Below are 26,540 nucleotides of genomic sequence, written 5' to 3' on the forward strand. Positions count from 1 at the left end.
CCAAGGAGCGTTGTGACCCGCGTACTCCTCACCGGATTCGAGCCGTTCGGCGGCGAGCGCGTCAACCCGTCCTGGCAGGCGGTGTGGCGGCTGGCCGCGGCGCCGCCGGACGGCTGTGACGCCACGGCGGTACAACTGCCGTGCGTCTTCGGGGCCGCGCTGGACACGCTGCGGGCGGCGGTCGAACGGACCGACCCCGAGGTCGTGGTGTGCGTCGGCCAGGCGGGCGGCCGGGCCGACCTGACCGTGGAGCGAATGGCCGTCAACGTCAACGACGCCGTCATCCCGGACAACGCCGGGCGGCAGCCCATCGACGCTCCGGTCGTCGGGGGCGGCCCGGTCGGGTACTTCGCCACACTTCCGGTCAAGGCGTGCGTCGCCGCCGCCCGCACCGCCGGAGTGCCCGCCTCCGTCTCACAGACCGCGGGAACATATGTGTGCAATCACGTCTTCTACGGACTAATGCACCTCATCGCCACCCAACGCCCAGCGGTGCGCGGCGGGTTCGTGCACATCCCGTACGCCCCCGAGCAGGTCCTCGACCGGGCACTGCCATCGATGCCGGTTACGCTGGCCGTCGAGGGACTACGGGCCGTGGTGGCGGCCGCCGCCTCCCAGCGCGGCGACATCGCGATGCTGGGCGGCGCGACGCACTGACCCGGCCGGAGCGGGCCGGACAGACTCCCGCGAACCGCGCCGTTTCGTGCGTTGTCAGTGCGACCACCTAATCTGTCCGTCGTGACTGCGTCCACTGCGGAAACCGTGCCGCACCCGAACACCGGCTCCCCGCGCCCCGTCGCGCCGGGACCCGCCGCCGACGAGGGCCTGGCCCGTCGGCTCAAGGCGCTGGCCTGCACGGCTCCGCTGCACGACCTGGACGTACGCAAGGCCAACCTGGCGGGCGAGTACTCCACCTACGCCATGGCCGAGGTAGCGCTCGCCGCCATCGACCTGGTCACGCTCACCATGGACTTCGACACCGGCGCCGATCACGACCAGATAGTCGCCCGGCTGCAACCCCGCGTCGCCGCCCAGGCCCCCGGCCGCTCCGCCGGGGAGCACGAACGGGTCGCCCGCTGGGTGCTGGAGAACCTGATCAACGTCGGCAGCGTCGACCGCGGCTTCCGCGCCGTCTACGGCACTTTCGGCGCCGACGGGCGCTATGTGCGCCGCGACTACGACTTCAAGCTGATCGAGGAGGTCCCGGGCCCCGGCGGCACCGTCTATCTGCGCACCACCGACGAGGCGGTCAACGTCCTCGTCGGAGCCCTGGACACCGACGTCACCAGCGCCCAGATCGCCGCCGAGGTCAAGCTGGAGGTGCTGATCAACCGAGGGCGGCTGGCCGACGCCCAACTCGCGGCCGAACAGGCCCGCTACCGCACCGTGCAGTACGCCGAGACGCTGCGCCGCGCCCTGGAGGCCACCCGGCGCGACGTGCGCGCCGTGGACTGGCTGCGCGCGGTGCCCGACATGATCAACGAGGCGCTGGACCACGTCGCCGACCGCTACCGGCACGAGAACGCGATCCTCACCAACATCCGCAAGGCCCGCGACGAGGCCACCGAGCCGGAGCACAAGCGGCGCGCCGCCGAACTGGTGGACATCGTCAAGGACTGCATCCGCCGCCACACCCAGTTGCAGTCCCGACTGCTGGAGGCCGGTCCGCTGTTCCGCGCGGAGCAGGACCGCCAGGCCTTCGCCACCCCCGCCGCCCGCGCCGGACTCGACCTGTACGGGCAACTGCTCGCGCCGGTACTGCCGTTGCCGGTGGAGCGGGCCAGCCGGGTCACCGACGCGTTCTTCGCACGCGGCACCGGACTGCGCACCCCTCCCGCGGTGCGCGTCGGCGACCTGATCGAGGCGCTGCTCACCCCGCCGCTGGAGCGCGAGCACCTCGGAGCCGAGCTGCCGGAGCCGGACCTGGTGGCCACACCGGAGGACAGCCGGTTCACCGAGGCGCAGTTGGAGGCCGCGCTGGAACTGCTCGACCTGCCGCACGACGCACCGCGCAGACTCTCCGGCCTGCTCGCCGAGGCCCGCCGCCGCGACCCCGAACTGCCCTATCTGGTGGCCCTGTTGGCGGTGCACGCGGCGAGCCCGCCGGTGGGCACCGCCTACCGGCAGGGCGAACAGCGGCTGCTGTTCGCCGTGGACGACGGTGCGGAGCTGGACGATCCGGAGTTCGGCGGCGCCGATCTGATCGTCGGCGCCGCGCTGCTGGACGCGGCGGGCATGGCACTGGACAGGACGGTGGAGAACACCGCAGGCAAGGACGAAGGACACCGCGAGTGATGGACGACGGCGAGAACCTGGCCCCCGCGCCGGAACCCCAGGCCGACCGCCCGGCGGCTCTCACCCCGGCCGACGCCGCCGACGCCGCCCGGCTGGTCGCCTTCGGGCTGCAGCCCAAGCTGCTGCCCGCCCGGGACGCCGAGTACGCCGACCTGATACGGCGGCACCGTGAGGACCCGGCGTTCGCCCGGCTCGCCGACGCGGTCGCCGCCGGACTGGGGCTGGTGGTGCTGGAGGTCTCACCACGTGCCGGTATGGCGGTGGCCGCGGGCGAGGACTCGGTGTTCGCGGTGCGCATGGGCGACTACTCGCGGCGCGCCGCCTCCGACTCCAGTGACCGCTTCCTGCACGGCCTGGCGCATCTGGCGGTCGCCGCGCTGGCCTTCCCCCGCCCGGCCGACCTGGCCGACGACGGCTACATCGGCCGGATCACGGTCAACGGTGTGGACGCCTTCGTCCGCCAGGCCTGCCGCCGCCTGGAGGAACGCGCCGAGGAGCACGGCGAGAACAGCGACCCGGCCAGCGACGCGCCCGGCCTGGAGGCGGCCTGGCGGGTCTACGCACGGCGCAGCGCCACCGGTGCCACCAAGGACGCCCGCAGACTGGCCGGTTCGACCACCGGCATCGTCGGCAAGGCGGTCGCGTTCCTGGTGGACTCCGGCTTCCTGCAGCGCACCGGTGACGAGGCGGGCGGCACATACCGCACCACCGCCCGCTACCAGTTGCAGGTCCGCGATCTGGCGGGCAGCGCCGCGATGGCCGAGCTCCTCGATCTCGGCGTGGTTCCCGTCGGCGACGGTACGGCGTCGTTGCTGCCGCCGGACGAGACGGCGGACCTGGACCTGGTCGCCGAAGCAGGTCTGCCGTTTCACGGCTCGTAAGGGGTTTTCCGGGGGCTGGCCCCCGGACCCCCGCTGGGGGCCAGCCCCCAGCCCCCGACCGGGCTCGCCCCGGACCACGATCCGAACCACCCACATACCGAGAGTTCCGCCATGTACGAGCTGTCCCGGGTCCGCCTCTACTCCATCGGACCGGCCGGTGCCCGCTACGCCGACACCGTGCTGGACCTGCGGGGCGTCGGCGACCCGGTACCGCAGCCGGCGCCCGCGCAGGGCCAGTTCTTCGAGGACGAGCCCGCGGGTCCGCCGCGCAGGCCCGCGCCCGCGGGCGTGCTGTTCCTGGAGAACGGCGGCGGCAAGTCGGTACTGCTCAAGCTGATCTTCTCGGTGATGCTGCCCGGCCACCGCAACACCCTCGGCGGCGCCAGCTCCGGAGTGCTGCGCAAGTTCCTGCTCGCCGAGGACTGCGGGCATGTCGCCCTGGAGTGGCAGCACACCATCACCGGTGAACTCGTCGTCGTGGGCAAGGTCAGCGAGTGGCGCGGCCGCCAGGTCTCCTCGGACCCGCGCAAGTTCGCCGAGGCCTGGTACTCGTTCCGCCCCGGCCCCGGCCTCAGCCTGGACTCGCTGCCGGTCGCCGAGGCCGCGTCGGTGCGGCCGCCCGCCGAAGGGGTCTCCGGGGCGCGGGGGCGGCGCCGCACCATGAAGGGGTTCCGCGACGCGCTCACCGAGGCCGGAAAGGCCTATCCGCACCTCGACGTGGTGTGGGAGGAGATCCACGACCGCTGGAACGAGCACCTCGGCGACCTCGGCCTCGACCCCGAACTCTTCCGCTACCAGCGGGAGATGAACGCCGACGAGGGCGAGGCCGCGGGCCTGTTCGCGGTGAAGAAGGACTCCGACTTCACCGACCTGCTGCTGCGCGCCGTCACCGACACCCGCGACACCGACGGCCTGGCAGACCTGGTGCACGGCTTCGCTAACAAACTCGGCCGCCGCGCCGAGTTGACCGCCGAACGGGACTTCACCGCCGGGTCCCTGGACCATCTGGAACGCATCGTCGGTGCCACCGAGCAGCGCGACCGGGCCCGCGGTGTTCACGCCCAGAGCGAGCGCCGCACCCGCGAGCTGGCCCGCAGGCTCTCCGCCCGGGCCCACCAGGAGCGCGGCCGGGCCGCCGAGCTCGACCAGCAGGTCGGCGACGCCGCCCGCGCGGTCACCGACGCCGATGCCGCGCGCGCCCATACCGCCCTGGTCAGCGCCGAACTCGCCTACCGGCACGCCTCGTTGAGCCTGGCCGCCGCCGAGAAGGACGCCGCAGCACTGCGCCGTGAGCTGGTCGACGCCCGTACCCTGCACGCCGCCTGGCAGGCGGCGGAGGTCGTGCTGCGGCACCGCGCCGCCGCCGATCGCGCGGCCCGGGTGGCCGCCGCCATCCGCGAGGCCGAACGCGACGCGGCCCCCGCCCTCGCCGCCCGGGCCAAGGCCGCCACCGACCTGGTACGCGCGCTGCGCGCCGCCGCCGACCGGGCCGAACGGCAGGCCGACGAGGAGGAGGAGCGCTCCGTCGCGCTGCAGGCCGAGTCCGAGAGCGCGCACCGGGACGCCACCGCCGCCGCCACCGCGGCACAGCGCGCCCGCAGCGAGATCGGCCACCTCCAGCAGCGGCTGGCCGAGGTCGAGCAGGAGACCGCAGAAGCGGTACGCGCCGGATGGCTGGACGACACGGCCCCGGACGCCGATCCGGCGCGCGCCGCCCTGGAGGCCTCCGACGCGGAGAAGACCGCGGTCGCCGCCTGGGAGACGGCACGTGACGCCGCCCGCGCCGCCGCCGAGCAGGCCCGCGAGGCGGCCGCCGAGGAGGCCCGCGCCGAACTCGCCGCCGCCCGTGGCGCGGACGCCCTGGCGGCGGCCGAGTCCGGCCACGCCGCCGAACAGCGCACGGCCGCCGCGCTGGCGGCGCAGCCGCGACTGGCCGAACTACTCGGCCTTGAGGTGCCGCCCACCAGCATCCCGGCCCCGCGCACGCCGCAGGACAGCGCCCAAGGCGCGTTGGGCGTCGAGGAGTTGGACCGCAACGCCGAGACGCTGCGCGAACTGCTCGCCGGGAGCGTCGCGTCCGCCGAACGGCAGCTGTTCGAGCTGCGCACCTCGGCCGCGGAGGACTCCCGGATCCTGGCCGCGCTCGGTGACGGCGGGCTGCTGCCGCCGTCGCCCGATGTGCTGGCCACCGTTGAGTACCTCGGCGAACACGGCGTGCCCGCGCTGCCCGGCTGGCGCTATCTGGCCCAGGCCGTCGACCCGGGCGACCACGCGGCGGTGCTGTCCGCCCGGCCGGAACTGGTCGACGGCGTCGTGGTCACCGACCCGGACACCTACCAGCGGGCCCGCGACATCCTGGCGGAAGCCGCGCTGCTGCCCCGCTCCACGGTGGCGGTGGGCACCGCCGCCGCGCTGCTCGCGCCAACCCCGGCCGGGCACCCGGCCGATGACGTCTTCCTCGTACCGCCGAACCCGGCCATGCACGACGAGCAGGCGGCCGACGGCGAGCGCCGGACGCTGCGCGAGCGGGCCGCCGCCCGCGACGAGGAGATCAGGGCGCTCGCCGCGCGGCTGGGGCACGACCGCGAACTCGCCGCGCGGCTCGACTCCTGGCGCGCTTCCTGCCCGCCGGGACGGCTGGCCGAACTCTCCGCCGCCGTCGAGACCGCCCGCGCCGCCGCCGACGCGGCCCAGCAGGAGCTGACCGAGGCCCGCCTGCGGCGCGCCGAGGCCGACGAGGCGGCCGCCGAGGCGTCCCGGCTGCGCGACGAGCGGCAGGAGGCGGCGCAGCGCGCCCGCCGCCGCGCCGACGCGCTCGCCGGACTGGCGTTCCGGCTGCGGGAGCGGGCCGCCTGGCAGCGCAGGACGCGTGAACTCGCCGAGGAGGCCGCCGAGTCCGAGGAGCGTGCCGAGTCCTGTCTGGCCCGCGCCCGCGCCGCCGACGAGGACCGCCGCGCCGCCCAGCGCGCCGCCGACGACGCCCGGCGCACCGTACGGGCGCTGCGCGCCGAGCGCGCCGAGATCGCGGGCGTCCCCGACCAGGAGAGCGGCGAGGGCGAACCGCCGAACGCCTCGCTGCCCGCGCTGCGCGAGGCCTACCGTGCCGCGTCCCAGGTGTACGAGAAGGTCGGCGTCGGCGCCGATCTGCGCGCGGAGCAGGCGCGTGCGGAGAGCGACGAGAGCGCCGCGCTCGCCGAGTTGGACCGGCTGACGAACAAGGTCCGCACCCGCGCCGCCCAGTTGCTGGAGGGCACCGACGGTGCCGACGGCCCCTCCCGGCAGGCCGCGGTGGCCCGCGCGGAGGCCCTGGTGCAGCGGATCGAGGCGCGGGCCGGTGCGGCGAGCGAGCAGTTGGGCCGGTTGCGCGGTGAGGCCGAGCGGCTCGCGCCGGGCGACGGGGAGGCGCACACCGAGCTGCCCGACGACCTGCTTCCGGACGGCGCCGAGCACGCCCAGGCCCTGCTGCGCACGGTGACCGGCGAACTCGCCGACCGCACCGAGGCGTTGACGGCGGCCAGGGAGCGGCACAGCGAACTGCAGCGAGCGCACCGCGCCGCCGAGGACGCGGCGGGCGGCTTCGACGAGTTCGCCGCGCTGCTGCGCGATCTGCTGCGGGACAACGCCGCGCACGACACCGGCAGCGAGGAGGAGCCCGAGCCGTACCCCGGCGGCCTGGAGCAGGCCCGGCAGGCGGCGGCCGAGGCACGGCGCGGGCTGCGCGGCTGCGCGGCCGACCTGTCGGCCGCCGAGGCCCAACTGCGCGAGGCCTGCGACCAGTTGGTACGGCACGCCAACGCCACCCGCTACGAGCAGGTGCGCACCCCCGCCCGCCAGCAGATCCGTGAGCTGCCCGCCGCCGCGCTGCCCGAGCACGCCGCCGCCTGGGCCGCCGCGTTCGCGCCCCGGCTGCGGGTGCTCACCGACGAGCTGGAGCAGTTGGAGCGCAACCGGGGCAGCATCGTGGACCGGCTGCGCGGCCTGGTCGAGGCATCGCTGGCCACCCTGCGGTCCGCGCAGCGGCTGTCCCGGCTGCCGGAGGGGCTGGGGGAGTGGTCGGGCCAGGAGTTCCTGCGGATCCGGTTCGACGATCCCGACCAGGCCCAACTGGCCGAGCGGCTGGGCGAGGTGATCGACGAGGCCACCCGTGCGGCCGTGCGCAAGAACTCCGACCTGCGGCGGGACGGTATGAGCCTGCTGCTGCGCGGGGTGCAGGCGGCACTGGAGCCGCGCGGGGTGGCGGTGGAGATCCTCAAGCCGGACGCGGTGCTGCGCGCGGAGCGGGTTCCGGTCGGGCAGATGGGCGATGTCTTCTCCGGCGGGCAGTTGCTGACCGCGGCGATCGCGCTGTACTGCACGATGGCGGCGCTGCGCAGCAACGACAGCGGACGTGACCGGCAGCGGCACGCGGGAACGCTGTTCCTGGACAATCCGATCGGCCGGGCCAACGCCACCTACCTGCTGGAACTGCAGCGGGCGGTGGCGGACGCGCTCGGCGTCCAACTGATCTACACCACCGGCCTGTTCGACACCACCGCGCTCGCCGAGTTCCCGCTGGTGGTACGGCTGCGCAACGACGCGGACCTGCGGGCGGGCCTGAAGTACATCAGCGTGGAGGAGCATCTGCGGCCGGGCCTGCCCCAGCAGACCTCGGACACCGAGCCGATCCACGGGGAGATCACGGCCACCCGTATGTTCCGCCGCCCAGCGGAGCAGCCCGCCTGACGGCACGGGTGTGCTGCGCGCCAGGAGTTCCCCCGCCGCGACGGCGGGGGAACCCCAGCCAAGGAGCCCGGCGGTCCCAACTCACCGCGACCCGGCAATGCTCCGCCGGACCTCAGCCGGGCAGGCACTACCGCAGCCCGGCGACCCCCCGCCGGGCAGCCGCCCGCACCTCGGCCGACCCGCGCCGGGCGGGCGAGCCGCGTCGAGGCCGACGAGGCCGGGCCGCGTCGCTGGGACTGGAGACGACGCCGTGCCGCTGGATCCAGACCTGCCGGGTCACCCAGACATCCAGTACCGCCCAGGTGGCGACGACCGTGCTGACCACCGTGCACAGCAGGGCGGGCGCGGTGATCCAGGCGCCCGCCGCCGCGCCGAGCATGGCGACCATCGCCTCGATCAGCGTGACGGAGACGATCAGCACCGCTCGTACCGCGGACGCGCGCACCGGATCGGGCATCCGGCGCCTGCCGACGGGCTCCTCGGTCCACAGGGTGCCGCCTGGCAGTGGCGGCTCGTCGTAACCATGGTCGATGTCCATGACGTTGTGCTCCCCTCGGGGACACACCCCCCGACCCTTTGTTAGCTGCCCGAATTGTCGCGGTGTATTCGGTTTTTTCGGGGGTTCGTCTCCCCGTACTGAGGCACGATCGACGAGCCCGTGTGGTTCCCGTCGTGCGCAAGGAACTTCACCCGCGAGAACTGGTCAGCGCAAACCGTCTGCTAACCAATCAAACCCGGACGTTGTCCTCCATCGGACCAACTCAAATATGCAGACGTGTTTTCGAGTTGGTCACCGCACAGTAGTAGGCTCGCGCCGTTTAACGGACTACCAACCCCTGCCCGGGGCCGACGTTGGGGAGGCCATGCGCTTTCGCGGGAAAACGATCCGTCGGAAGATCGTGGCACTGCTCGTGGTGCCGCTGGTGTCCCTGATCGGCATCTGGGCGTTCGCGGCGTTGATCACCGGGCGCGGGGTGTTCGGCCTGCTGGACGTCAAGGACGTCACCAACAAGATCGGCTACCCGGTCGAGAACACCGTCGAGGCGCTGTCCGCCGAACGCCGGGCCGCCCTGGTCTACCTGGCCGACCCGCGCAACTCGCAGTCCGAGCAGAACCTGCGCACCGCCGAGTCCGACACCGACAAGTCGGTCTCCGAGATGCGGGCCAACAGCGCTGACGCCTCGTTGCGCGGCAAGCTGGACTCCAGCTCGCGGCAGCGCCTCGACGACCTCGTCAAGCAGGCGGGCGAACTCGACGGCCTGCGCCGCCAGGTGTCCGACGGGCGGGTCAGTCGCGCCGACGCCTTCGCCGGGTACAACGACATCGTCGAGCCGTACTACGACTTCTTCCTCGGCCTCAACACGCTGCAGAACGTCCAACTCGACCGGCAGGCACGGGTGTTGACCGAGCTGTCCGAGGCGCGCGAGGCCATCTCCCGTGAGGACGCGCTGTACTCCGCCGCGCAGGTGGCCGGGCGGATGACCCGCGCCGAGCAGCGCGGCTTCGGCGACGCGGTCGCCGAACAGCGGGAGATCTACGACAAGTACCCCCAACTGCTGCCCGACGCGGACCGCGCGCTGTTCGACAACTACTGGCGCAGCAGCACCGGCACCGCCCTGCACAACGCCGAGGAGCGCATCCTCGACGCCGATCCCGCGGCGGCGACCGGCCAGGTCAGCCCGCAGACCTGGCAGTCCACCACCTCCTCGGTGCTCAGCGACCTGTCGGCGCTGGACCGCCAGGTCGCGGAGAACTACAAGCAGCGCGTCCGGCCCTACGCGATCAGCGTGCTGGTCCGGGCGGGCATCGCGGGCGGCTTCGGTCTGCTGGCCGTCCTGGTCTCGGTCGGCGTCTCCCTGCGCATCGGCCGCGGCCTGGCCCGCGACCTGTCCAAGCTGCGCAAGGAGGCGCAGGAGGCCTCCGGCACCCGGCTGCCGCGCGTGATGCGCCGACTCGCCGCCGGGGAGGAGGTCGACGTGGAGAGCGAGGTGCCCCGCCTCGACTACCCGGACGACGAGATGGGCCAGGTCGGCCGGGCGCTGAACACGCTGCAACGGGCCGCGGTCGAGGCCGCCGTACGGCAGGCCGACATGCGGCGCGGGGTGTCCGACGTGTTCGTCAACCTCGCCCGTCGCAACCAGGTGCTGCTGCACCGGCAGTTGGCCCTGCTGGACACCATGGAGCGGCGCACCGAGGACGCCCAGGAACTCGCCGATCTGTTCAGGCTGGACCACATGACCACGCGTATGCGCCGCCACGCCGAGGGCCTGGTGATCCTCTCCGGCTCCGCCCCGTCCCGGCAGTGGCGCAAGCCGGTGCGGCTGATGGACGTGGTGCGCGCGGCGGTCGCCGAGGTCGAGGACTACGAGCGGGTCGAGGTGCGCCGACTGCCCCGGATCGCGGTGGTCGGCGCGGCGGTCGCCGACCTCACCCACCTGCTCGCCGAACTGGTGGAGAACGCCACGGTGTTCTCGCCCCCGCACACCACCGTCCAGGTGCACGGCGAGCGGGTCGCCAACGGCTTCGTGCTGGAGATCGACGACCGCGGCCTGGGCATGACGGCGGACGCGCTGCTCGACGCCAACCTGCGACTGGCCGAGACCCCCGAGTTCGAACTGTCCGACACCGACCGGCTCGGACTGTTCGTGGTCAGCCGCCTCGCCCAGCGCCAGGGCGTCCGGGTGTCCCTGCGGCAGTCCCCGTACGGCGGCACCACCGCCGTCGTGCTCGTCCCCACCGCGCTGCTCACCGAGGCCGAGGACGCGGCCAGCACCGGCGAGCAGCCCGTGCCCGGCGCCATCGCCCGGCTCGCCGCGCCGCCCGCGCATCCGCGGTTCGACGGCGAACTCCCCGACGAGATCGCGGTACCCGTGCCCGGTGAACCCACCGAGCAGGCGTTCCGCGAATGGGGCATCCTCCCCGCCTCCACGGCCGACGGCGAGCCCGCGACGGCCGAGCCGGTCGCACTCGCCGAGGTCACCGAGCAACACCAGCAGGCCGCCGACCCGGCCGACCACAAGCGCGACGACGCGGCCGACGGCAAGCCGACCCCGCTACCGCGCCGCCGCAGGTCCCCGGTGCTCGTCGCCGACCGCGGGCGCACCCTCGGCCCGACCCGGCCCCGCCTCGAACCGGCCGCGACCGACGAACCGGAACCGGCCGCCACCGACCGGCCCGCACCCACCGCGCTACCGCGCCGGGTGCGCCAGGCCAGTCTCGCGCCGCAACTGCGCGAGGACGACACCGCAGCGCGGCAGCGCCCTTCGGCGACCGATGCCACCGCGCGGGCGCCATACGATCGTGATGCCGACGAGGTGCGCTCCCGGATGGCCTCGCTACAGCGCGGCTGGCAGCGCGGCCGCGCGGAAGCCGACGACAGCAGCCTTCCGGACCACACCGACGGCCGGAGCGCGAACGAAGCAGGAACGACATCGGAGGGGGACGGTCGATGACCGCACCAACAAGCCCAACGGGCGATCTCAACTGGCTCTTGGACGAACTGGTCGGACGTGTCTCCAGCATCCGCAAGGCACTGGTGCTCTCCGGGGACGGACTGGCCACCGGCGCCTCCAAGGACCTCTCCCGCGAGGACTCCGAGCACCTGGCCGCCGTCGCCTCCGGCTTCCACAGCCTTGCCAAGGGCGTCGGACGGCACTTCGACGCGGGCCAGGTGCGGCAGACCATGGTCGAGTTGGAGCAGGCCTTCCTCTTCGTCACCGCCGCCGGTGACGGCAGCTGCCTCGCCGTGCTCGCCGACGCCGACTCCGACGTCGGCCTCGTCGCCTACGAGATGGCGCTGCTGGTCAAGCGCGTCGGCGCGCACCTGGGCACCGCGCCGCGCGTCACGGGTTGATGGAGTGCCATGAGTTCCGAAGCGGACCGGTGGTACGACGACGCGGCGGGGCCGGTGGTGCGGCCTTACGCCATGACGCGGGGCCGCACCAGCCATGCCGCCGAGGACCGGCTCGACCTGATCGCCCTGGTGTTCACCGACGAACACCCCGACGACGCCGACCAGGAGGGTGAGCTCGACCACACCCTGTCGCCCGAACACCTCGACATCCTCACGATCTGCCGGACCGAGCCCACATCCGTCGCCGAACTGGCGTCGGAGCTGGACCTTCCGGTGGGCGTGGTGCGGGTGCTCATCGGCGATCTGCTCGACGCCGAACTGGTCCACGTCACCCGGCCGGTGCCCCCGGCGGAGCTGCCGGACGCGAGCCTGCTCCGCGAGGTGATCAACGGCCTACGGGCGCTGTGAGAGGGGGCTGTTCCGGTTCGGCACCGCGCGGTGCCGAACCGGAACAGCCCCCGCGCCGTCTGTGTGCCCAACTGGCCCTGCGATATGCGTGGTTCGCCGACCGTACGGCCCGCCGCAGCCGCTGCCAGTCGGTGCTGACGGCGCTCACAGAATCGGCCGCCCGCGCAGGTGAGCGGAATCGGGACAGTGTTTGCAACCACGTGCATAACGATCCAGGTCATGCCCTGTGCGGCGGTCCGGGTTCGCCCTATGCTCCGGAACCATGCCGATATTTGGTTCTCGTCGTAGCGTGACCCCTCGTTTGGCGCCCGAGCTCGATGACTCAAAACTCGGCAAAGTGCGCAAACAGCTGGAATCACCGGCAATGCCCGGTATGACCGACATTCGGGTCGACCTCGTGGCGGACCTGCTCCACGAGCCGGGCGACGACTGGGACCGACGTACGCACCGCATGATGGTGCTGGCCTCCGTGGCACACCCCAACCTCACCCGCAGCTGGGTACGGCGCCACCCCAACAGCGCGGACGCCTTGATGTTCCGGGCCTGGGCCGACCTCGTGCAGGGCCGCAGGGACGGCGGCCTGGCGGACCCGCAGGAGACCGTCGACGCCTGCTACCGCGCCGCCGACCTCAGTCCGGAGGACCCGGGACCGTGGCTCGCCCTGCTGCGCGCGCTACGGCTGCTGGCCCGCCCCACCCAGGAGGTGTTCCCGGTGTGGCGCGAGGTGACCACCCGCGACCCCTGGCACCGCGAGGCGTACCTGCAGATGCTCGGCTACCTGTCACCGGAGGAGTGCGGCTCGCACACCCAGGTGCTGGACTTCCTCGACGCCACCCGCGCCGGAATGCCGCCCAACGCCCCCGCCGTCGGCGTGGAGTTGGTGGCCATGGTCGACCGCTACTGGCGGGCCGTCTCCGCGGGCGGCGTGGACGCGCTGATGGCCGCCCGGCTGTGGACCCAGCCCCCGGCCGCCGCCGCGCTGGAGCGGGCGGTCACCGACTGGCCGAAGCCCGGTTTCCTGCGGCACGCCGCCGCACTGGCCGACCTGAACACCCTGGCGTACGGGCTGGTGCACGCCAAGCGGACCCCGGACGCGGCCGCGGTCTTCCAGCTGATCGGCGGCGTCGTCACCGCCTTCCCCTGGAAGCTGGACGGCGATCCGATCAAGCAGTTCAGCCACTGGCAGGCACAGGCGGTGCGCTGACGGCGGCGGCCGGGGGCCTGCGGGCCGGTGAACTCCCCTGGACCGCTAGAGTCTTCAAAACACTTGCACGGACGGCAATCTGGAGAAGAGATCAATGGCCTTCGGGCGCTTTGACCGCCGCCGAAAGACCTCCGCGACCGAACCCGTCGCGCTGAAGATCCTGGTGGCGGGAGGCTTCGGCGTCGGCAAGACCACCCTGGTCGGCGCGGTCAGCGAGATCCGGCCGCTGCGCACCGAGGAGGCCTTGACCGAGGCGGGGCGGCCGGTCGACGACACCACGGGAGTGGAGGGCAAGAACACCACCACCGTGGCGATGGACTTCGGCCGGATCACGCTGCGCGAGGATCTGGTGCTGTACCTGTTCGGCACGCCGGGACAGGACCGGTTCTGGTTCCTGTGGGACGAGTTGGCGCAGGGCGCGCTGGGCGCGGTGGTGCTCGCCGACACCCGGCGGCTGCAGGACTGCTTCGCCGCCGTCGACTACTTCGAGCGGCGCGGCATCTCCTTCGCGGTCGCCGTCAACTGCTTCGATGACGCCGAGCGGTACTCGGCCGAGACGGTGCGCGACGCGCTGGACCTCGATCCGCACGTTCCGCTGGTGATGTGCGACGCGCGTGACCGCGAGTCCGCCAAGGAAGTGCTGATCGCGGTGGTCTCGCACGCGATGCAGCGGGCGTCCGAGCGGCAGCCCGCCGCGACGTGAAGGGCCGCTGGCGCGGGGCCGAGTGACAACTGCCCGGTGGTTGCGGCTGGTTCGAGACCTTGGGTCAACACCGTCATGGTCGCTCACCGGGTGCGGCGGATCTTTTCTTCCGCGGTGACGGCGAACAGCCCGGCGGTGTCGCACCAACGGCGACCAGTGGGAACTCGCCCGCCGACGCGGTCAGTTCGCGGCGGCGCGCCGGACCGGATACGGACGGCTGTCTCCGCGTAGGATCTGATGTCCCGCGTGGCCTGCCTGGGCCCGTACCCAACTCGTGCCGTCCAGTGCCTTCGCCTCCTTCTTCAGCGTCGCCAACTGCCCGGCGGCCTGGTGGTGGTCGCAGATCCGCCCGGGCGGGCAGAGCAGCGTGGCCAACGACAGGGTCACCGGAAGCCCACCCGCCGACCACGGGCGGTCCAGCACCGCGCCCGCGATGGCGGCCAACTCCTCCGGCGCGCACAGCACCAGGAAGTCATCACCCCCGATGTGCCCGACCAGGGCCCCGGCGAACTGCCGCGCGCACAACGCCAGATGGTGGCCGACCGCCCGGATCAACTCGTCCCCCGCCGCGAATCCGGCGCCGTCGTTGACCTGCTTGAACGCGTCCACGTCCAGCCAGCTCACCGCCACCCCCACGCCCTGCGCAATCCGCCGCTCCAACTCGCGGTTGACCACGTCAGAACCCGGCAGCCGGGTCAGCGGGTTGAGGCCGACCGCCTCCTCCACCCGGCTCTCCGCCAGCGACCGGACGATGTCCGCGAGACGCACCACGCCCACGCAGCGTCCCGCCGGATCGACCACCGCCACGTCGTCCCCGGTGCGCCGCCGCGCGTCGGCGGCGACTACGTCCAGCACCTGCCACGCGGTGGCGGCCAGCGGGATCGTCCGGGGATGGTCGGCGAGCCGCAGCGCGGGCCGGTCGGCGTGCAGCGCGTGACCGTAACGGCCGGACAGCGACAGCAGGAAGCGGTCCCGGTCGATGGTGCGCACCGGTACGCCGTCGTCGTCCACCAGCACCACCCCGGAGGTCTCCTCGCTGGCGGTCAGCACTTCCCGCACCCGCTCCGCGGAGACCGACAACGGCAGCAGTGCGGCGGGCCGCAGGAACGCCGCGACCGGTGGCCCGGCGGGTGCCGAGGCGGGGACGGCGGCGGCCGGGGGCGGCACCGGCGGCCGGTACACATCGGCGGTGGGGCGGCGGGCGGCGGGCGCGAACAGGTTGCCCTGCGCCAGGTGTACGCCCAGCTCCCGTACCGCCGCGAACTGCCGTTCCGTCTCCACGCCTTCGACCGCCAGCCGTCCGCCGACGCTCTCGCAGAAGTGCCGCAGCGCGCCCACCACCGCCCGCCGACGCTCGTCGCCGGGCAGTCCGGCGGTCAGCGAGGCGTCGAGCTTGACGATGTCGGGGGCCAGCTCGGCCAGCAGCCGGACGGGTACGTCCCCGTCGCCGACCCCGTCCACACAGATCCGGTAGCCCCGCTCGCGCAGGCTGCGCACCGCCTCGACCAGCGGGTCCCGCCACAGCCCGGAGAACGGCGGCCCCACGTCGACGGTGATCTCCCACGGGCGGCGGCCGACCTCCCGTACCGCGGCCAACAGCGGTGTCGGCTCGGGGAGTTCGGCGAGGGTGGCCGCGAACAGGTTGACGTGCAGCGGCAGCAGCGCCTCCTGGCGGGCGGCCGACCGTACCGCGAGAGCGGCGATCTCCACGTCGAGTTCGGGGGAGCGGCGCGCGGAGCACAGCAGGTCGCCCTCCTCCGGCCGGGCGAGGAGTTCCAAGGCCGCCACCGAGCCGGTCACCACGTTGACCACGGGCTGAAACGCGAAGCGCAGACGATCGGTCCAGGCAGGCACCCACCCAGCATGCCGCTGGGGCGCCTATGACTCGGGGGGATTTACGGCGCGTTCACGTAACTTTCCGCCGGAGACGGCGACTTTTGTCCGCCGCGACGGCGAGCAACCACAACGGTGTTGTCCGGCGTTGTCGAACAAAGCCCTGGGGGGCTGCGCCGCGGTTCGGTAGCGCCCTGAAGGGGCGCGGGGCTCTGCTCATGTGCGGCTCCGCCGCGTGGGCGCGACCAGCCACGGCGGAGCCGTAGCCGATCGACGGCACATCGCGGCATTTCCAGCGAAGCGCTTACCGCACCGCGATCACGGCGGCCCCGTGCCCGAACAACCCCTGGTTCGCGGCGAGCCCGCACCGGGCGCCCGGCACCTGGCGTCCACCGGCTTGGCCGCGCAACTGCCAGGTCAACTCGCAGACCTGGGCGATCGCTTGAGCTGGTACCGCCTCGCCGAACGAGGCGAGGCCGCCGCTGGGATTGACCGGAACCCGCCCACCGAGGGCGGTGGCACCCTCGCGGAGGAGTTTCGCGCCCTCACCGGCAGGACAGAGCCCGACATCCTCGTACCACTCCAGCTCCAAGGCGGTGGACAGGTCGTACACCTCGGCCAGATCCAGGTCCGCGGGACCCGTCCCCGCCTCCTCGTAGGCCGCCGCCGCGATCGACGCGCGGAAGCCGACCTCGGGCGGCGGCACGGCTGCCGCCGAGTCCGTGGCGAAGTCCGGCAGGTCCAGCGCCGTCCTGGGATACCGCGGGGTGACCGTGGACACCGCGCGGATCCGTACCGGGGCCACTCCGCGGCGACGGGCGAACGCCATGCTGGACAGCACCAGCGCGGCGCCTCCGTCGGAGGTCGCGCAGATGTCCAACAGCCGCAGCGGATCGGCCACCACCGGGGACGCGGCAACCTCCTCGGCGCTCACCGCCTTGCGGTAGCGGGCGTTGGGGTTGACCGCGCCCGCCGCCGCGTTCTTCACCTTCACCTGGGCGAAGTCCTGCGGTGTGTCCCCGTACCGGGCCATCCGGCGGCGGGCGTACAGCCCGAAGTAGACCGGGTTGGTGGCGCCCAGCACCCGGAACCGCAGCCAGTCGGGGTCGTCCGGCCGGTCCCCGCCCGCCGGGGCGAAGAAGCCCTTGGGCGCCGCGTCCGCGCCGACCACCAGCGCCACGTCGACCATGCCCGCCAGGATCTGGGCGCGAGCGGTGTTGATCGCCTGCGCGCCCGAGGCGCAGGCGGCGTAGACGCTGCTGACCCGGGCGCCCTGCCAGCCGAGCGCCTGCGCGAAGGCCGCGCCCGCCACATGCCCGGGGTAGCCGCCGCGCACCGTGTCCGCGCCGACCACCAACTGCGCGTCACGCCAGTCGAGTTGGGCGTCGGCGAGCGCGGCCCGTGCGGCCGCTGTCCCGTACTCCACGAAGTTGCGGCCCCATTTGCCCCATGGGTGCAGCCCGGCGCCGAGCACCGCTATGTCCCCGGTCATACCGCCACTCCCGTCGGCCGCCAGTGCCACGTCCCCCAGACGCGCTCGGCGTCCCGGTGCAGTACGCCCGGTACCAGTTCCACCGCCATGCCGACGGCGAGGTCGGCCGTCGTCACGTCCGGCGCGGCCTGTCCCAGCACCACCATGCGCTCCGCCGCGAGCTCCACGGCGAGCACGGTGAACGGCTCCCAGGGTGCTTCCGGGTCGCACGGGTACGGCGCGGGCGGCCGGTAGCGGCTGTCGGTGTACGACCACACGGTGCCGGTGCGCGACAGCGGCGTCTGGTCCAACTCCGTGCCGTCGCACGAGGGGTTGCGGCAGAAGGCGTCCGCCCGGGGGAAGAACACGGACCCGCAGGCCCGGCACCGGGTGCCGAGCAGCCGGAAGTCGTCACCGTCCCCGCTGAACCAACCGGACACGACCGGGGTACGCTCCATGGAATTGACGGTATGTCAGTTAGCTTGTGTCCGGCAACGCCTCGTACCGCACGCACGGCGATCCGCCGCGTCACCCCGGACGCAACCCCCGCACACGCACCGGGTACCCGACCTCGTCCGCTCCCTCGCGCTCCACCACCACCGCGCCGTGCTCCCAGCGGGAGGTGAACCGCTCCACTCGCGGGGGCTCCCAGCCGTCCCCCTCGTCCGTGATCACCACCCCGGAACCGGTCTGCCCGGGCGCCGGAGCCCACACCTCCAACAGCAGCCCGCCCTCCGCCGCGACGGGCAGCACCGCCCCGGCGCGGACCAGCACCGGCGTACGGTCCAGCGGCGCGTCCAACAGCACCTGGCCGCCGCCGTGGTGGGCGGCTTCGGTGGCCGCGTCGTACCAGCGGCCGCGCGGCAGCCGTACCGCCCGGGCGGTCGCGCCCTGCTCCAGCACCGGCGCCACCAGCAGTGCCTTCCCCAGCAGGAACGCGTCACCGCCCGACCGCAGCCTGCGGTCATCGGGTTCGTACCACCACAGCGGCCGTACGTATGGCGCTCCCGTGCGGTGCGCCAGATGCGCCAGCGTGTACAGGTACGGCAGCAGCCGGACCCGCTCGGCCAGCGCGGCCCGTACGCACTCCTCGGCCCGCGGCCCGAACTCCCACGGCTCACGCCGCCCGCCGTCGATCGCCGAGTGGCTGCGGAAGAACGGCAGGTAGGCCGCCAACTGCCACCAGCGCACAAACAGTTCCGGCGACGGCACCGCGTGGAAGCCGCCCACGTCCGGCCCCGAGTACGGCACCCCGCACAGCCCGAGCCCCAGCACCAGCGCCAGCGAGGCCCGCAGCCCCGGCCAGCCGGTCGCCACGTCCCCCGACCAGGTGCCGCCGTACCGCTGCATCCCGGCCCAGCCGGAGCGCGAGAAGAAGAACGGCCGCTGCCCCGGCAGCAGTTCGCGCAGCGCCTCGTACCCGGCGCGGGCCATCGCCAGCCCGTAGACGTTGTGCGCCTCGCGGTGGTCGCCGCCGCGCCCCTCCAGGCTGTGCCGGGCCGAACGCGGCAGCGTCGCCTCGCCGTACCGGGCGAACGCGGTGAACGACGTGGGCTCGTTCATGTCGTGCCAGAAACCCGCGAAACCCTGCTGGAGCCGCTCCGCGTACAGCCCGCCCCACCACCGGCGCACCCGGGGCTCGGTGAAGTCGGGGAAGACCGTCTCGCCCGGCCACACCACCCCGCGCACCACCTGACCCCGGGCGTCCCGCACGAACGCGTCCGCGGCCGTCCCGCTGTCGTACACCGCCAGGCCCGGCTCGGCCTTCACCGCGGGATCGACGATGGACACCAGCCGGGTGCCGTGCTCCCGCAACTCCGCGGCCAGCACGGGCAGTTCGGGGAAGGCGTCACGGTCCACGGTGAATATCCGGTGCCCGTCGAGGTGGTCGATGTCCAGGTGCAGCGCCGACACCGGCATCCCGCGCTCACGGTACCCGGCCGCCACCCGCCGCACCTCCTCGGCGCTGCCGAACCCCCAGCGGGCGTGCTGGTAGCCCAGCGCCCAGCGCGGCGGCAGCGCGGGCCGACCGGTCAACGCCGTCCAGGTGCCCAGTACCCGGCCCGGACTGCCCGCCATCACCCAGTACCGCAGCGGCCCGCCCTCGAACCGCACCTCACAACCGCCCAACTGGTCGTGCCCGGAACCGGCGCCCTCCTCACCGTCCCGCAAACTCACCCGCCCGTCCCAGGTGTTGTCGTGGAACACCAGATGGCAGCCGCCGTCCGCGACCACGAACTGCACCGGCATCGTGATGTACAGCGGATCGTCACCAGGACCGAACGCGGCGCACGGATCGGTGTTCCACAGCCGGTAGGAGCCCGCGGGCAGACCCGGCCCCGAGGAACGGCCGCCCAGCCCGAACACCACCGCGTCCGCCGGAGTCCGCGCCCGCTGCACCCAGCACGACGCCCGGCCCGGCCCGTCCCACCAGCGCGGCGGCAGCTCCCGGCGCAGCAGCACCCCGCCCGGAGTACGGAACTCCACCGCCCCGTTGCGGAAGACGACCACCGTGATCCGCTCGGACACCACCCGCCAGCCGTCCTTGTCCGGCTCCAGCACCGCGCGGGTGTCCGCCGCCGGGCACTCACCGGCCAGCGCGTACGACGGCTCCGGCGCCGCGCCGTCCCAGCCGCAGAACACCGCACCGCCCACCGCCACCCGCACCCGCAGCGAGGACTGGGCGAACCACACCACGCCACCGCCCGGCAACGCCTCGGCGCCGCACGCCGTCCCCGGTACCCTCGCCCGCTGCGCCCCACCCCCGGGCAGGTCCCGCGCGTCGATCCGGTGTCTGCGCCAGGCGGCCCGCACCGCCCGCCAGCCGTCGCGCGACCCCACCCACCGCAGCGAACGCACAAGATCACGCCTGTCCATGCCGCTCAGCCTTCCAGCCCCACCCGGCGTACCCACCCGCGTTAAGCCACTGTTCACCCTGGCCAGCTACCCGGAGCGGCATGTTCCACCAGCGAGCCGGAAGAAGACCCTGGCGCGGCGGACGATCACATGGCATCGTCCTGCCCAGCCCCGCCCGGGGACATTCCGCCCGAGGCGAGGTACAACGCACACAGGCGTAAGAGGTACAACGCACCACACAGGCGTAAAGCTGCGCCACCCAGGGAGTCGTCACCATGACCAGCGCACCGCAGCCCACCCCCGCCCCGCGTCCCGTCTGGCGGCCGGGCCCGGAACGCATCGCCGCGACCCGGCTGACCCGTTTCCAGGCATGGGCGGCCGAAACGCACGGTGCGCCCAGCGGTGACCCGGCCGACCCGCTCGCCTCCTACCAGGCCCTGCACTCCTGGTCGGTGCGCGACCCCGAACGGTTCTGGCAGGCCGTCGTGGAATGGTTCCAGGTGCGCTTCGCCACCCCCTACGAGACCGTGCTCGCCGACGCCACCATGCCCGGCGCCCGCTGGTTCCCCGGCGCCACCCTCAACTACGCCGAACACGCCCTGCGCACCGCCGACGACACCGACCGCGCCCAACGGCCCGCGCTGCTGTACCTGGACGAACGGCACGAGATCCGCGAGACCAGCTGGAGCGAACTGCGCCGCCAGGTCGCCAGTCTCGCCGACCACCTGCGCCGCCTCGGCGTCCGCCCCGGCGACCGGGTCAGCGGCTACGTACCCAACACCCCGCACGCCGTCATCGCCCTGCTCGCCACCGCGGCCGTCGGCGCGGTGTGGACCTCCTGCGCCCCCGACTTCGGCGCCCGCGGCGTGCTCGACCGGTTCCAACAGGTCGAGCCGGTCGTGCTGTTCGCCGTCGGCGGCTACCGCTACGGCGGCAAGGAGCACGACCGCACCGACACCGTCGCCGAACTGCGCCGCGAACTGCCCACGCTGCGCGCGGTCGTGCACATCCCGCTGCTCGGCACCCCGGCGCCCGAAGGCGCCCTGGAATGGGACGCGTTGGTCTCCGCGGACGCGGAACCGCGCTACGAGCAGGTGCCGTTCGACCATCCGCTGTGGGTGCTGTACTCCTCGGGCACCACCGGACTGCCCAAGGCCATCGTCCAGTCGCAGGGCGGCATCCTGGTCGAGCACCTCAAGCAGACCGGGCTGCACATGGACCTGGGCCCCGACGACCGCTTCTTCTGGTACACCTCCACCGGCTGGATGATGTGGAACTTCCTAGTCGGCGGACTGCTCGCGGGCGCCACGATCATCCTGTACGACGGCAGCCCGGGCCACCCCGACACCGGCGCGCAGTGGCGGGTCGCCGAGCGCACCGGCGCCACCGTCTTCGGCACCTCGGCCGCCTACGTCATGGCCTGCCGCAAGGCCGGGGTCCGGCCCGGCCGCGAACACGACCTGTCCGCCGTCAAGTGCGTCGCCACCACCGGCTCGCCGCTGCCGCCGGACGGCTTCCGCTGGGTGTACGACGAGGTCAAGGAGGACCTCTGGCTCGCCTCGGTCAGCGGCGGCACCGACGTGTGCAGTTGCTTCGCGGGCGGCATCCCCACCCTGCCCGTCTACATCGGCGAGTTGCAGGGCGCCTGCCTCGGCACCGACCTGCAGGCCTGGGACCCGAACGGCAAGCCGGTCATCGACGAGGTCGGTGAACTCGTGGTCACCGCACCGCTGCCGTCCATGCCGGTCCGCTTCTGGAACGACCCGGACGACCAGCGGTACCGCGAGAGCTACTTCGAGATGTTCCCCGGCGTGTGGCGGCACGGCGACTGGATCACCATCACCTCACGCGGCACCGTCATCATCCACGGCCGCTCCGACTCCACCCTCAACCGACAAGGCGTGCGGATGGGTTCGGCCGACATCTACGAAGTGGTCGAACGCCTCCCCGAGATCCGCGAGTCCCTCGTCATCGGCGTCGAACAGCCCGACGGCGGCTACTGGATGCCGCTGTTCGTCCAGCTCGCCGAAGGCGCGGTACTCGACGACGCGCTACGCGACCGCCTCAAGCGGGCCATCCGCGGCGAACTCTCCCCGCGGCACGTCCCCGACGAGGTCATCGCCGTCCCCGGCATCCCGCACACCCTCACCGGCAAGCGCATCGAGGTCCCGGTGAAGCGGCTGCTGCAGGGCACCCCCCTGGAGAAGGCGGTCAACCCCGGATCCGTCGACAACATCGAACTCCTCCGCGTCTACGTGGAGTTGGCGCGGCAGCGGCGAACCAAGAGTTGAGCAAACCCCGGTGATTTCCGCCGCGCGTTGTCAGTGCCCCGGGTTACGGTGAGTGAGCAAGGGGTTCGAAGACCGTGACCGGTCGGAGGACCCGGACAGCCGTGCTGCTGTGGCTACGGGGGTAGCCGCACGGAGGGGGAACCATGTCACACACCGAGAACCTCAGCACTTCGCGGCGGGTGCCACGCCGCGCGCTCCGCCGCGAAGTGCCCAGCACCGTGGCGCTGTTGGCGGACCGCGAGGACTTCACCGCGATGCGGTCCTACTCCACCTTCGCCTTCCACGACCACGCCCAGTACCTGCGCCAGATGCAGGGCCTGCTGCGCTCGCTCGCCGCACAGGGCATCCACACCAGCGTCGTCCTGTTCGACCCCGACGAGTACGCGGCCTACTGCGCCGGCACCGGCCAGGACCCTGACGCCGCCGCCACCCGATCCCGGTACACCGCCGAGGTCGCGGCGAGCGGCGTGACCGTCCCATACCAGGGCCAAGCGGTCGACGACCTGGTCAGCCAGCTCATCGGCGCCGCCGGCCGGCGCGCCACCTGGGAGCACGCCACCGCCATCCTCGCCAGGGCCAGCGGCTGCTCCGGCCACAACGCGGCCTTCGACCGCGCCTCCGAGGCACTGTCCCGGCTGCTGCGAACCGCGGGCGCCGGCAGGCACCACCTGGTGTGCAGCGTGCCCGTGATCCGGCTCGCCGACGGGCCGGGCGCGGAGGAAACACCGGACAGCCCACCCCTGGCCGCGGTGTTGCACGCCCGCTGCGCGGACGACGGCACGGTCCAACTCGGCGAGACCGACGCCCTGGTCTTCTGCACCGTACTCGCCGTGGGGCTGGCCACCGGCAGCCCCGGCGGCGTGGTGCTGCGCACCGGACGCGGCACACCCGACGCACCGGACCGGGTGCGCGGCTGGAGTCTGCGCGACGGCTGGCTGCATCCACTGAGCGAGGCGGAGGTCTTCGACGCCTACTGCACGGACGCCGAAACCGGCGAACCCGTACCACCAGAACCAGGAGTGACCTACTGCGCGGGCACACCGCTGCCCCCGCCTGCCGAGGAGTGACGCGCGGGATACCGAGCGGGGCGCCCCGCCGTACGGCAGGACGCCCCGCAACACCGCTGGCCGCCGGGCGAGTTGGCGCCCGCAGGCCGAAATCACTCGCCGGACAGCACCGCCTGGGCGGCGCGACGCGCGTCCTCGGCCGAGTCCGTCGCCCGCGCCGCGGCCGCGGCACGCTCACACTGCGCCAGCGTGTACTTGGCCAACGTCGCCCGCACATACGGGATGGCGGCGGCGCCCATGGACAAGCTGGTCACCCCGAGACCGGTCAACACACACGCCAGCAGCGGATCGGAGGCCGCCTCGCCACACACACCACAGCTCTTGCCCTCGGCCTTGGCCGACTCCGCGGCCAGCGCCACCAGGTCGAGCAGCGCGGGCTGCCACGGATCCTGCAACCGCGACACCGCACCGACCTGGCGGTCCGCGGCGAAGGTGTACTGCGCCAGGTCGTTGGTGCCCAGCGACAGGAACTCCACCTCCTGCAGAATGGACCGGGCCCGCAGCGCGGCCGACGGGATCTCGACCATGGCACCGAACTTCGCCTGCAACCCGGCCTCACGGCACGCGTCCGCGAACGCCTTGGCATCGGTCCGGTCGGCCACCATCGGGGCCATGACCTCAAGGTAGACCGGCAGCCCCGCCGCCGCCTTGGCCAGCGCCTGCAACTGGGTGCGCAGTACCTCGGGGTGGTCGAGCAGCGTCCGCAGACCCCGTACGCCCAGCGCCGGGTTGGGCTCGTCCGCGGGCGTCAGGAACTCCAGCGGCTTGTCCGCGCCCGCGTCCAGCACCCGCACCACCACACGGCCCTGCGGGAACGCCTCCAGCACCTTGCGGTACGCCTCGACCTGCTTCTGCTCCGAGGGCGCCTTCTTGCTGTCGTCCAGGAACAGGAACTCGGTGCGGAACAGGCCCACACCCTCGGCACCGGCCTCGACCGCCGCCGGAACATCGCCCGGACCGCCGACATTGGCCAGCAGCGGCACCTTGTGCCCGTCCGAGGTGGCGCCCGGACCGACCGCCGCGGCGAGCGCCGCCTTGCGCTCGGCGGCGGCCGCCTCCAAGGCGGCACGCTTCTCGGCGCTCGGGTCGACGAAGACCTCACCGGTGCTGCCGTCCACGGCCACCACGCTGCCCTCGGCCAACTCGCTGGCGCCCGGCAGGGCGACCACGGCGGGGACACCCATCGCGCGGGCGAGGATCGCGCTGTGGCTGGTCGGGCCGCCCTCCTCGGTTACGAAACCGAGCACCAGGGAAGGATCGAGCAGCGCGGTGTCCGCCGGTGCCAGGTCCCGCGCGATCAGCACGTACGGCTCGTCGCTGTCCGGCACGCCCGGCATCGGCACGCCCAGCAGACGGGCCACGATGCGGTTGCGGACGTCGTCCAGGTCGGCCACCCGGCCCGCCAGGTACTCCCCGGCCCCGGCCAGCAGCGCCCGGTACGCGGCGAAGGCGTCGTAGACGGCGCGCTCCGCGGTGCTGCCCACGGCGATCCGGCGCTCCACGTCGGCCATCAGCTCGGGGTCCTGGGCCATCATCGCCTGGGCCTCGAGCACCGCCTGGGCCTCGCCGCCGGCCAGATTGCCGCGCGCGATCAGGTCGGCGGCCACGGCCTCCACGGCCTGTCGCGCCCGGCTCTGCTCACGGGGGGCCTCATCGGTGGGGATCTGCTTCGCCGGTGGTTCGAGCACCGCGGTGCCCATGTGCCGTACCTCGCCGATCGCCACACCGTGGCTCACACCGACGCCTCGCAGCGTTGTCTCCATCTCACCCGTCTCCGGTTGAAGCGGCGGTGGCCGCCGCGCTCGTGATTACCGTGTCCGCCCGGCGTCGAAATTACGGCGCCGCGCTCGGGGCGTCGGTCAGCTCCAGGAAAAGAGCTCGTCGCCAGCCTTCACATCGCCGTCTTCCCGTACGTCGCCCAGCGCATCGGCGGTCGCCTCCAGCGCCACGACCGGGCAGACCGGCGACTTACCGGCCTCCTCGACCGCCGCCGGGTTCCACCGCACCACGGCCTGGCCGCGGGTCACGGTGTCGCCCTTGTTCACGAGCAGTTCGAAGCCCTGGCCGTTCAGCTGCACGGTGTCGATGCCCAGGTGGGTCAGCACGCCACGGCCTTCCCCGTCCACGACCACGAACGCGTGCGGGTGAAGGGAGACGACAACACCGTCAACCGGCGAGACCGCTGCGGACGGCTCGCGCACCGGGTCGATCGCGGTCCCAGGACCCACCATCGCGCCGGAGAACACCGGGTCCGGCACTGCGGCGAGACCGATGGCCCTTCCGGCGAGGGGGGACGTCACAGTCGTCATGGGAAGCCTCCTATGTGCGGAGTTCATAGGCGCCGCCCCATCTTGTACCGGACGGCGATACCGCTAGAGCAGCCTAACCGCATGGCCGACCGGTTTAGACCATTGGCGGTTGCCGGACCGTGCGGTGGGCCTGGCCGAGCGTCTGCGTCCTCTGGGGTCCATGCAGCGTTGTGGTGCCTGTGAGGCGGGATTTGCTTCCGGTGCGGGGCTCCAGTACGTTGACACCTCCCCGCCTCGCCGAGTGCCAGCGGACACGTCTGTGTCCGGTGGGTGGCTCGTATGGGTGGGAAATCCGGCGGAAAGCTTCTGCTAAAGTCGGGGAGCGCGAAAGCCGAAAGGCAGGAACGCGAAGCAGTGAAATCCCGCCAGCGGGAATCGGGCCGGAAAGGGTCTGATAAGCTGGAGAAACCGAAGGGAAAGCCCGGAGGGGCCGGTGAGACGGTCTCGAAGGAAGCTTCCGTTCCTTGAGAACTCAACAGCGTGCCAAAAGTCAACGCCAGATATGTTGATACCCCGTCCATCTCGGACGAGGTTCCTTTGAAGAAAAACACACAGCGAGGACGCTGTGCACTGCTGGGACTATTCCTCCCGGTGGTGCCGCTCAACGCGAGTGTTGACCGGGATAGCCCGGAAGCATTCACGGAGAG

18 protein-coding genes are annotated in these 26,540 nt (G+C 72.9%); 11 read left to right on the forward strand and 7 right to left on the reverse strand.

What is annotated here, in order from left to right; translation table 11 throughout:
- Positions 1 to 12: 12 nt before the first annotated feature.
- The 4 genes from pcp (at position 13) to NON19_RS07925 (ending at position 7,898) form a co-directional block, all read left to right on the forward strand.
- On the forward strand, positions 13 to 657 hold the full coding sequence (pcp, locus tag NON19_RS07910; protein ID WP_255925941.1) for a pyroglutamyl-peptidase I: 645 nt from the start codon (positions 13 to 15) through the stop codon (positions 655 to 657).
- An 81-nt stretch (positions 658 to 738) separates the two neighbouring features.
- Positions 739 to 2,295: a hypothetical protein gene (locus NON19_RS07915; protein ID WP_255925942.1), complete on the forward strand. Its 1,557-nt coding sequence runs from the start codon at positions 739 to 741 to the stop codon at positions 2,293 to 2,295.
- Positions 2,295 to 3,176 (forward strand): hypothetical protein, encoded by an 882-nt coding sequence (locus tag NON19_RS07920; protein WP_255925943.1) that lies wholly within the window; start codon positions 2,295 to 2,297, stop codon positions 3,174 to 3,176. Before NON19_RS07915 ends, NON19_RS07920 begins: the two co-directional genes overlap by 1 nt.
- 111 nt (positions 3,177 to 3,287) lie before the next feature.
- Positions 3,288 to 7,898: a hypothetical protein gene (locus NON19_RS07925; RefSeq protein WP_255925944.1), complete on the forward strand. Its 4,611-nt coding sequence runs from the start codon at positions 3,288 to 3,290 to the stop codon at positions 7,896 to 7,898.
- 127 nt (positions 7,899 to 8,025) lie between these two features.
- On the opposite strand, the gene NON19_RS07930 is transcribed toward NON19_RS07925, so the two are convergent.
- Positions 8,026 to 8,436: a hypothetical protein gene (locus NON19_RS07930; protein WP_255925945.1), complete on the reverse strand. Its 411-nt coding sequence runs from the start codon at positions 8,434 to 8,436 to the stop codon at positions 8,026 to 8,028.
- Between the two features lie 325 nt (positions 8,437 to 8,761).
- On the opposite strand from NON19_RS07930, the gene NON19_RS07935 reads away from it, so the two are divergent.
- The 5 genes from NON19_RS07935 to NON19_RS07955 all read left to right on the forward strand — a co-directional run bounded on the left by NON19_RS07935 (position 8,762) and on the right by NON19_RS07955 (position 14,066).
- A complete protein-coding gene (locus tag NON19_RS07935) occupies positions 8,762 to 11,350 on the forward strand; it encodes a nitrate- and nitrite sensing domain-containing protein (protein ID WP_255925946.1) in 2,589 nt (862 codons plus the stop codon).
- Positions 11,347 to 11,751 (forward strand): roadblock/LC7 domain-containing protein, encoded by a 405-nt coding sequence (locus NON19_RS07940; RefSeq protein ID WP_255925947.1) that lies wholly within the window; start codon positions 11,347 to 11,349, stop codon positions 11,749 to 11,751. Before NON19_RS07935 ends, NON19_RS07940 begins: the two co-directional genes overlap by 4 nt.
- Positions 11,752 to 11,760: 9 nt before the next feature.
- Positions 11,761 to 12,159 (forward strand): DUF742 domain-containing protein, encoded by a 399-nt coding sequence (locus NON19_RS07945; protein WP_255925948.1) that lies wholly within the window; start codon positions 11,761 to 11,763, stop codon positions 12,157 to 12,159.
- Between the two features lie 373 nt (positions 12,160 to 12,532).
- Complete coding sequence (locus NON19_RS07950; RefSeq protein ID WP_255925949.1) at positions 12,533 to 13,363, forward strand: hypothetical protein; 831 nt, start codon at positions 12,533 to 12,535, stop codon at positions 13,361 to 13,363.
- A gap of 94 nt (positions 13,364 to 13,457) precedes the next feature.
- On the forward strand, positions 13,458 to 14,066 hold the full coding sequence (locus tag NON19_RS07955) for a GTP-binding protein (protein WP_255925950.1): 609 nt from the start codon (positions 13,458 to 13,460) through the stop codon (positions 14,064 to 14,066).
- A 180-nt stretch (positions 14,067 to 14,246) separates the two neighbouring features.
- Here NON19_RS07955 and NON19_RS07960 read toward each other — a convergent pair whose 3' ends face one another.
- The 4 genes from NON19_RS07960 to NON19_RS07975 all read right to left on the reverse strand — a co-directional run bounded on the left by NON19_RS07960 (position 14,247) and on the right by NON19_RS07975 (position 20,247).
- Positions 14,247 to 15,920, reverse strand: a complete 1,674-nt coding sequence (locus NON19_RS07960; RefSeq protein ID WP_255925951.1) for an EAL domain-containing protein — start codon at positions 15,918 to 15,920, stop codon at positions 14,247 to 14,249.
- Between the two features lie 283 nt (positions 15,921 to 16,203).
- The gene (locus tag NON19_RS07965; RefSeq protein ID WP_255925952.1) at positions 16,204 to 17,391 is read right to left on the reverse strand and encodes a lipid-transfer protein; all 1,188 of its coding nucleotides are present in this window, start codon (positions 17,389 to 17,391) and stop codon (positions 16,204 to 16,206) included.
- Positions 17,388 to 17,828, reverse strand: coding sequence for a Zn-ribbon domain-containing OB-fold protein (locus NON19_RS07970; RefSeq protein WP_255925953.1), 441 nt, complete (start codon positions 17,826 to 17,828; stop codon positions 17,388 to 17,390). The genes NON19_RS07965 and NON19_RS07970 overlap by 4 nt, the downstream gene beginning before the upstream one ends.
- Positions 17,829 to 17,898: 70 nt before the next feature.
- On the reverse strand, positions 17,899 to 20,247 hold the full coding sequence (locus NON19_RS07975; protein ID WP_255925954.1) for a glycoside hydrolase family 31 protein: 2,349 nt from the start codon (positions 20,245 to 20,247) through the stop codon (positions 17,899 to 17,901).
- 254 nt (positions 20,248 to 20,501) lie between these two features.
- Here NON19_RS07975 and NON19_RS07980 point away from each other — a divergent pair, with 254 nt between their 5' ends.
- Both NON19_RS07980 and NON19_RS07985 read left to right on the forward strand, forming a co-directional pair.
- Positions 20,502 to 22,517 (forward strand): acetoacetate--CoA ligase, encoded by a 2,016-nt coding sequence (locus NON19_RS07980; protein ID WP_255925955.1) that lies wholly within the window; start codon positions 20,502 to 20,504, stop codon positions 22,515 to 22,517.
- Positions 22,518 to 22,660: 143 nt separating this feature from the next.
- Positions 22,661 to 23,584, forward strand: a complete 924-nt coding sequence (locus NON19_RS07985; RefSeq protein ID WP_255925956.1) for a DUF8829 domain-containing protein — start codon at positions 22,661 to 22,663, stop codon at positions 23,582 to 23,584.
- Between the two features lie 92 nt (positions 23,585 to 23,676).
- On the opposite strand, the gene ptsP is transcribed toward NON19_RS07985, so the two are convergent.
- Both ptsP and NON19_RS07995 read right to left on the reverse strand, forming a co-directional pair.
- The gene (gene ptsP, locus NON19_RS07990) at positions 23,677 to 25,347 is read right to left on the reverse strand and encodes a phosphoenolpyruvate--protein phosphotransferase (protein ID WP_255925957.1); all 1,671 of its coding nucleotides are present in this window, start codon (positions 25,345 to 25,347) and stop codon (positions 23,677 to 23,679) included.
- Between the two features lie 96 nt (positions 25,348 to 25,443).
- On the reverse strand, positions 25,444 to 25,893 hold the full coding sequence (locus NON19_RS07995) for a PTS sugar transporter subunit IIA (RefSeq protein ID WP_255925958.1): 450 nt from the start codon (positions 25,891 to 25,893) through the stop codon (positions 25,444 to 25,446).
- Between the last annotated feature and the right edge of the window lie 647 nt (positions 25,894 to 26,540).

The sequence above is a fragment of the Streptantibioticus rubrisoli genome, from assembly GCF_024436055.1.
Taxonomy (GTDB): Bacteria; Actinomycetota; Actinomycetes; order Streptomycetales; family Streptomycetaceae; genus Streptantibioticus_A; species Streptantibioticus_A rubrisoli.

Coding starts and splice junctions, on each gene's coding strand:
- NON19_RS07920 (WP_255925943.1), top strand. CDS start 2,295: ATGGACGACGGCGAGAACCTGGCCCCCGCGCCGGAACCCCAGGCCGAC.
- NON19_RS07925 (WP_255925944.1), top strand. CDS start 3,288: ATGTACGAGCTGTCCCGGGTCCGCCTCTACTCCATCGGACCGGCCGGT.
- NON19_RS07930 (WP_255925945.1), bottom strand. CDS start 8,436: ATGGACATCGACCATGGTTACGACGAGCCGCCACTGCCAGGCGGCACC.
- NON19_RS07935 (WP_255925946.1), top strand. CDS start 8,762: ATGCGCTTTCGCGGGAAAACGATCCGTCGGAAGATCGTGGCACTGCTC.
- NON19_RS07940 (WP_255925947.1), top strand. CDS start 11,347: ATGACCGCACCAACAAGCCCAACGGGCGATCTCAACTGGCTCTTGGAC.
- NON19_RS07945 (WP_255925948.1), top strand. CDS start 11,761: ATGAGTTCCGAAGCGGACCGGTGGTACGACGACGCGGCGGGGCCGGTG.
- NON19_RS07950 (WP_255925949.1), top strand. CDS start 12,533: ATGACCGACATTCGGGTCGACCTCGTGGCGGACCTGCTCCACGAGCCG.
- NON19_RS07955 (WP_255925950.1), top strand. CDS start 13,458: ATGGCCTTCGGGCGCTTTGACCGCCGCCGAAAGACCTCCGCGACCGAA.
- NON19_RS07965 (WP_255925952.1), bottom strand. CDS start 17,391: ATGACCGGGGACATAGCGGTGCTCGGCGCCGGGCTGCACCCATGGGGC.
- NON19_RS07970 (WP_255925953.1), bottom strand. CDS start 17,828: ATGGAGCGTACCCCGGTCGTGTCCGGTTGGTTCAGCGGGGACGGTGAC.
- NON19_RS07975 (WP_255925954.1), bottom strand. CDS start 20,247: ATGGACAGGCGTGATCTTGTGCGTTCGCTGCGGTGGGTGGGGTCGCGC.
- NON19_RS07980 (WP_255925955.1), top strand. CDS start 20,502: ATGACCAGCGCACCGCAGCCCACCCCCGCCCCGCGTCCCGTCTGGCGG.
- NON19_RS07985 (WP_255925956.1), top strand. CDS start 22,661: ATGTCACACACCGAGAACCTCAGCACTTCGCGGCGGGTGCCACGCCGC.
- ptsP (WP_255925957.1), bottom strand. CDS start 25,347: ATGGAGACAACGCTGCGAGGCGTCGGTGTGAGCCACGGTGTGGCGATC.
- NON19_RS07995 (WP_255925958.1), bottom strand. CDS start 25,893: ATGACGACTGTGACGTCCCCCCTCGCCGGAAGGGCCATCGGTCTCGCC.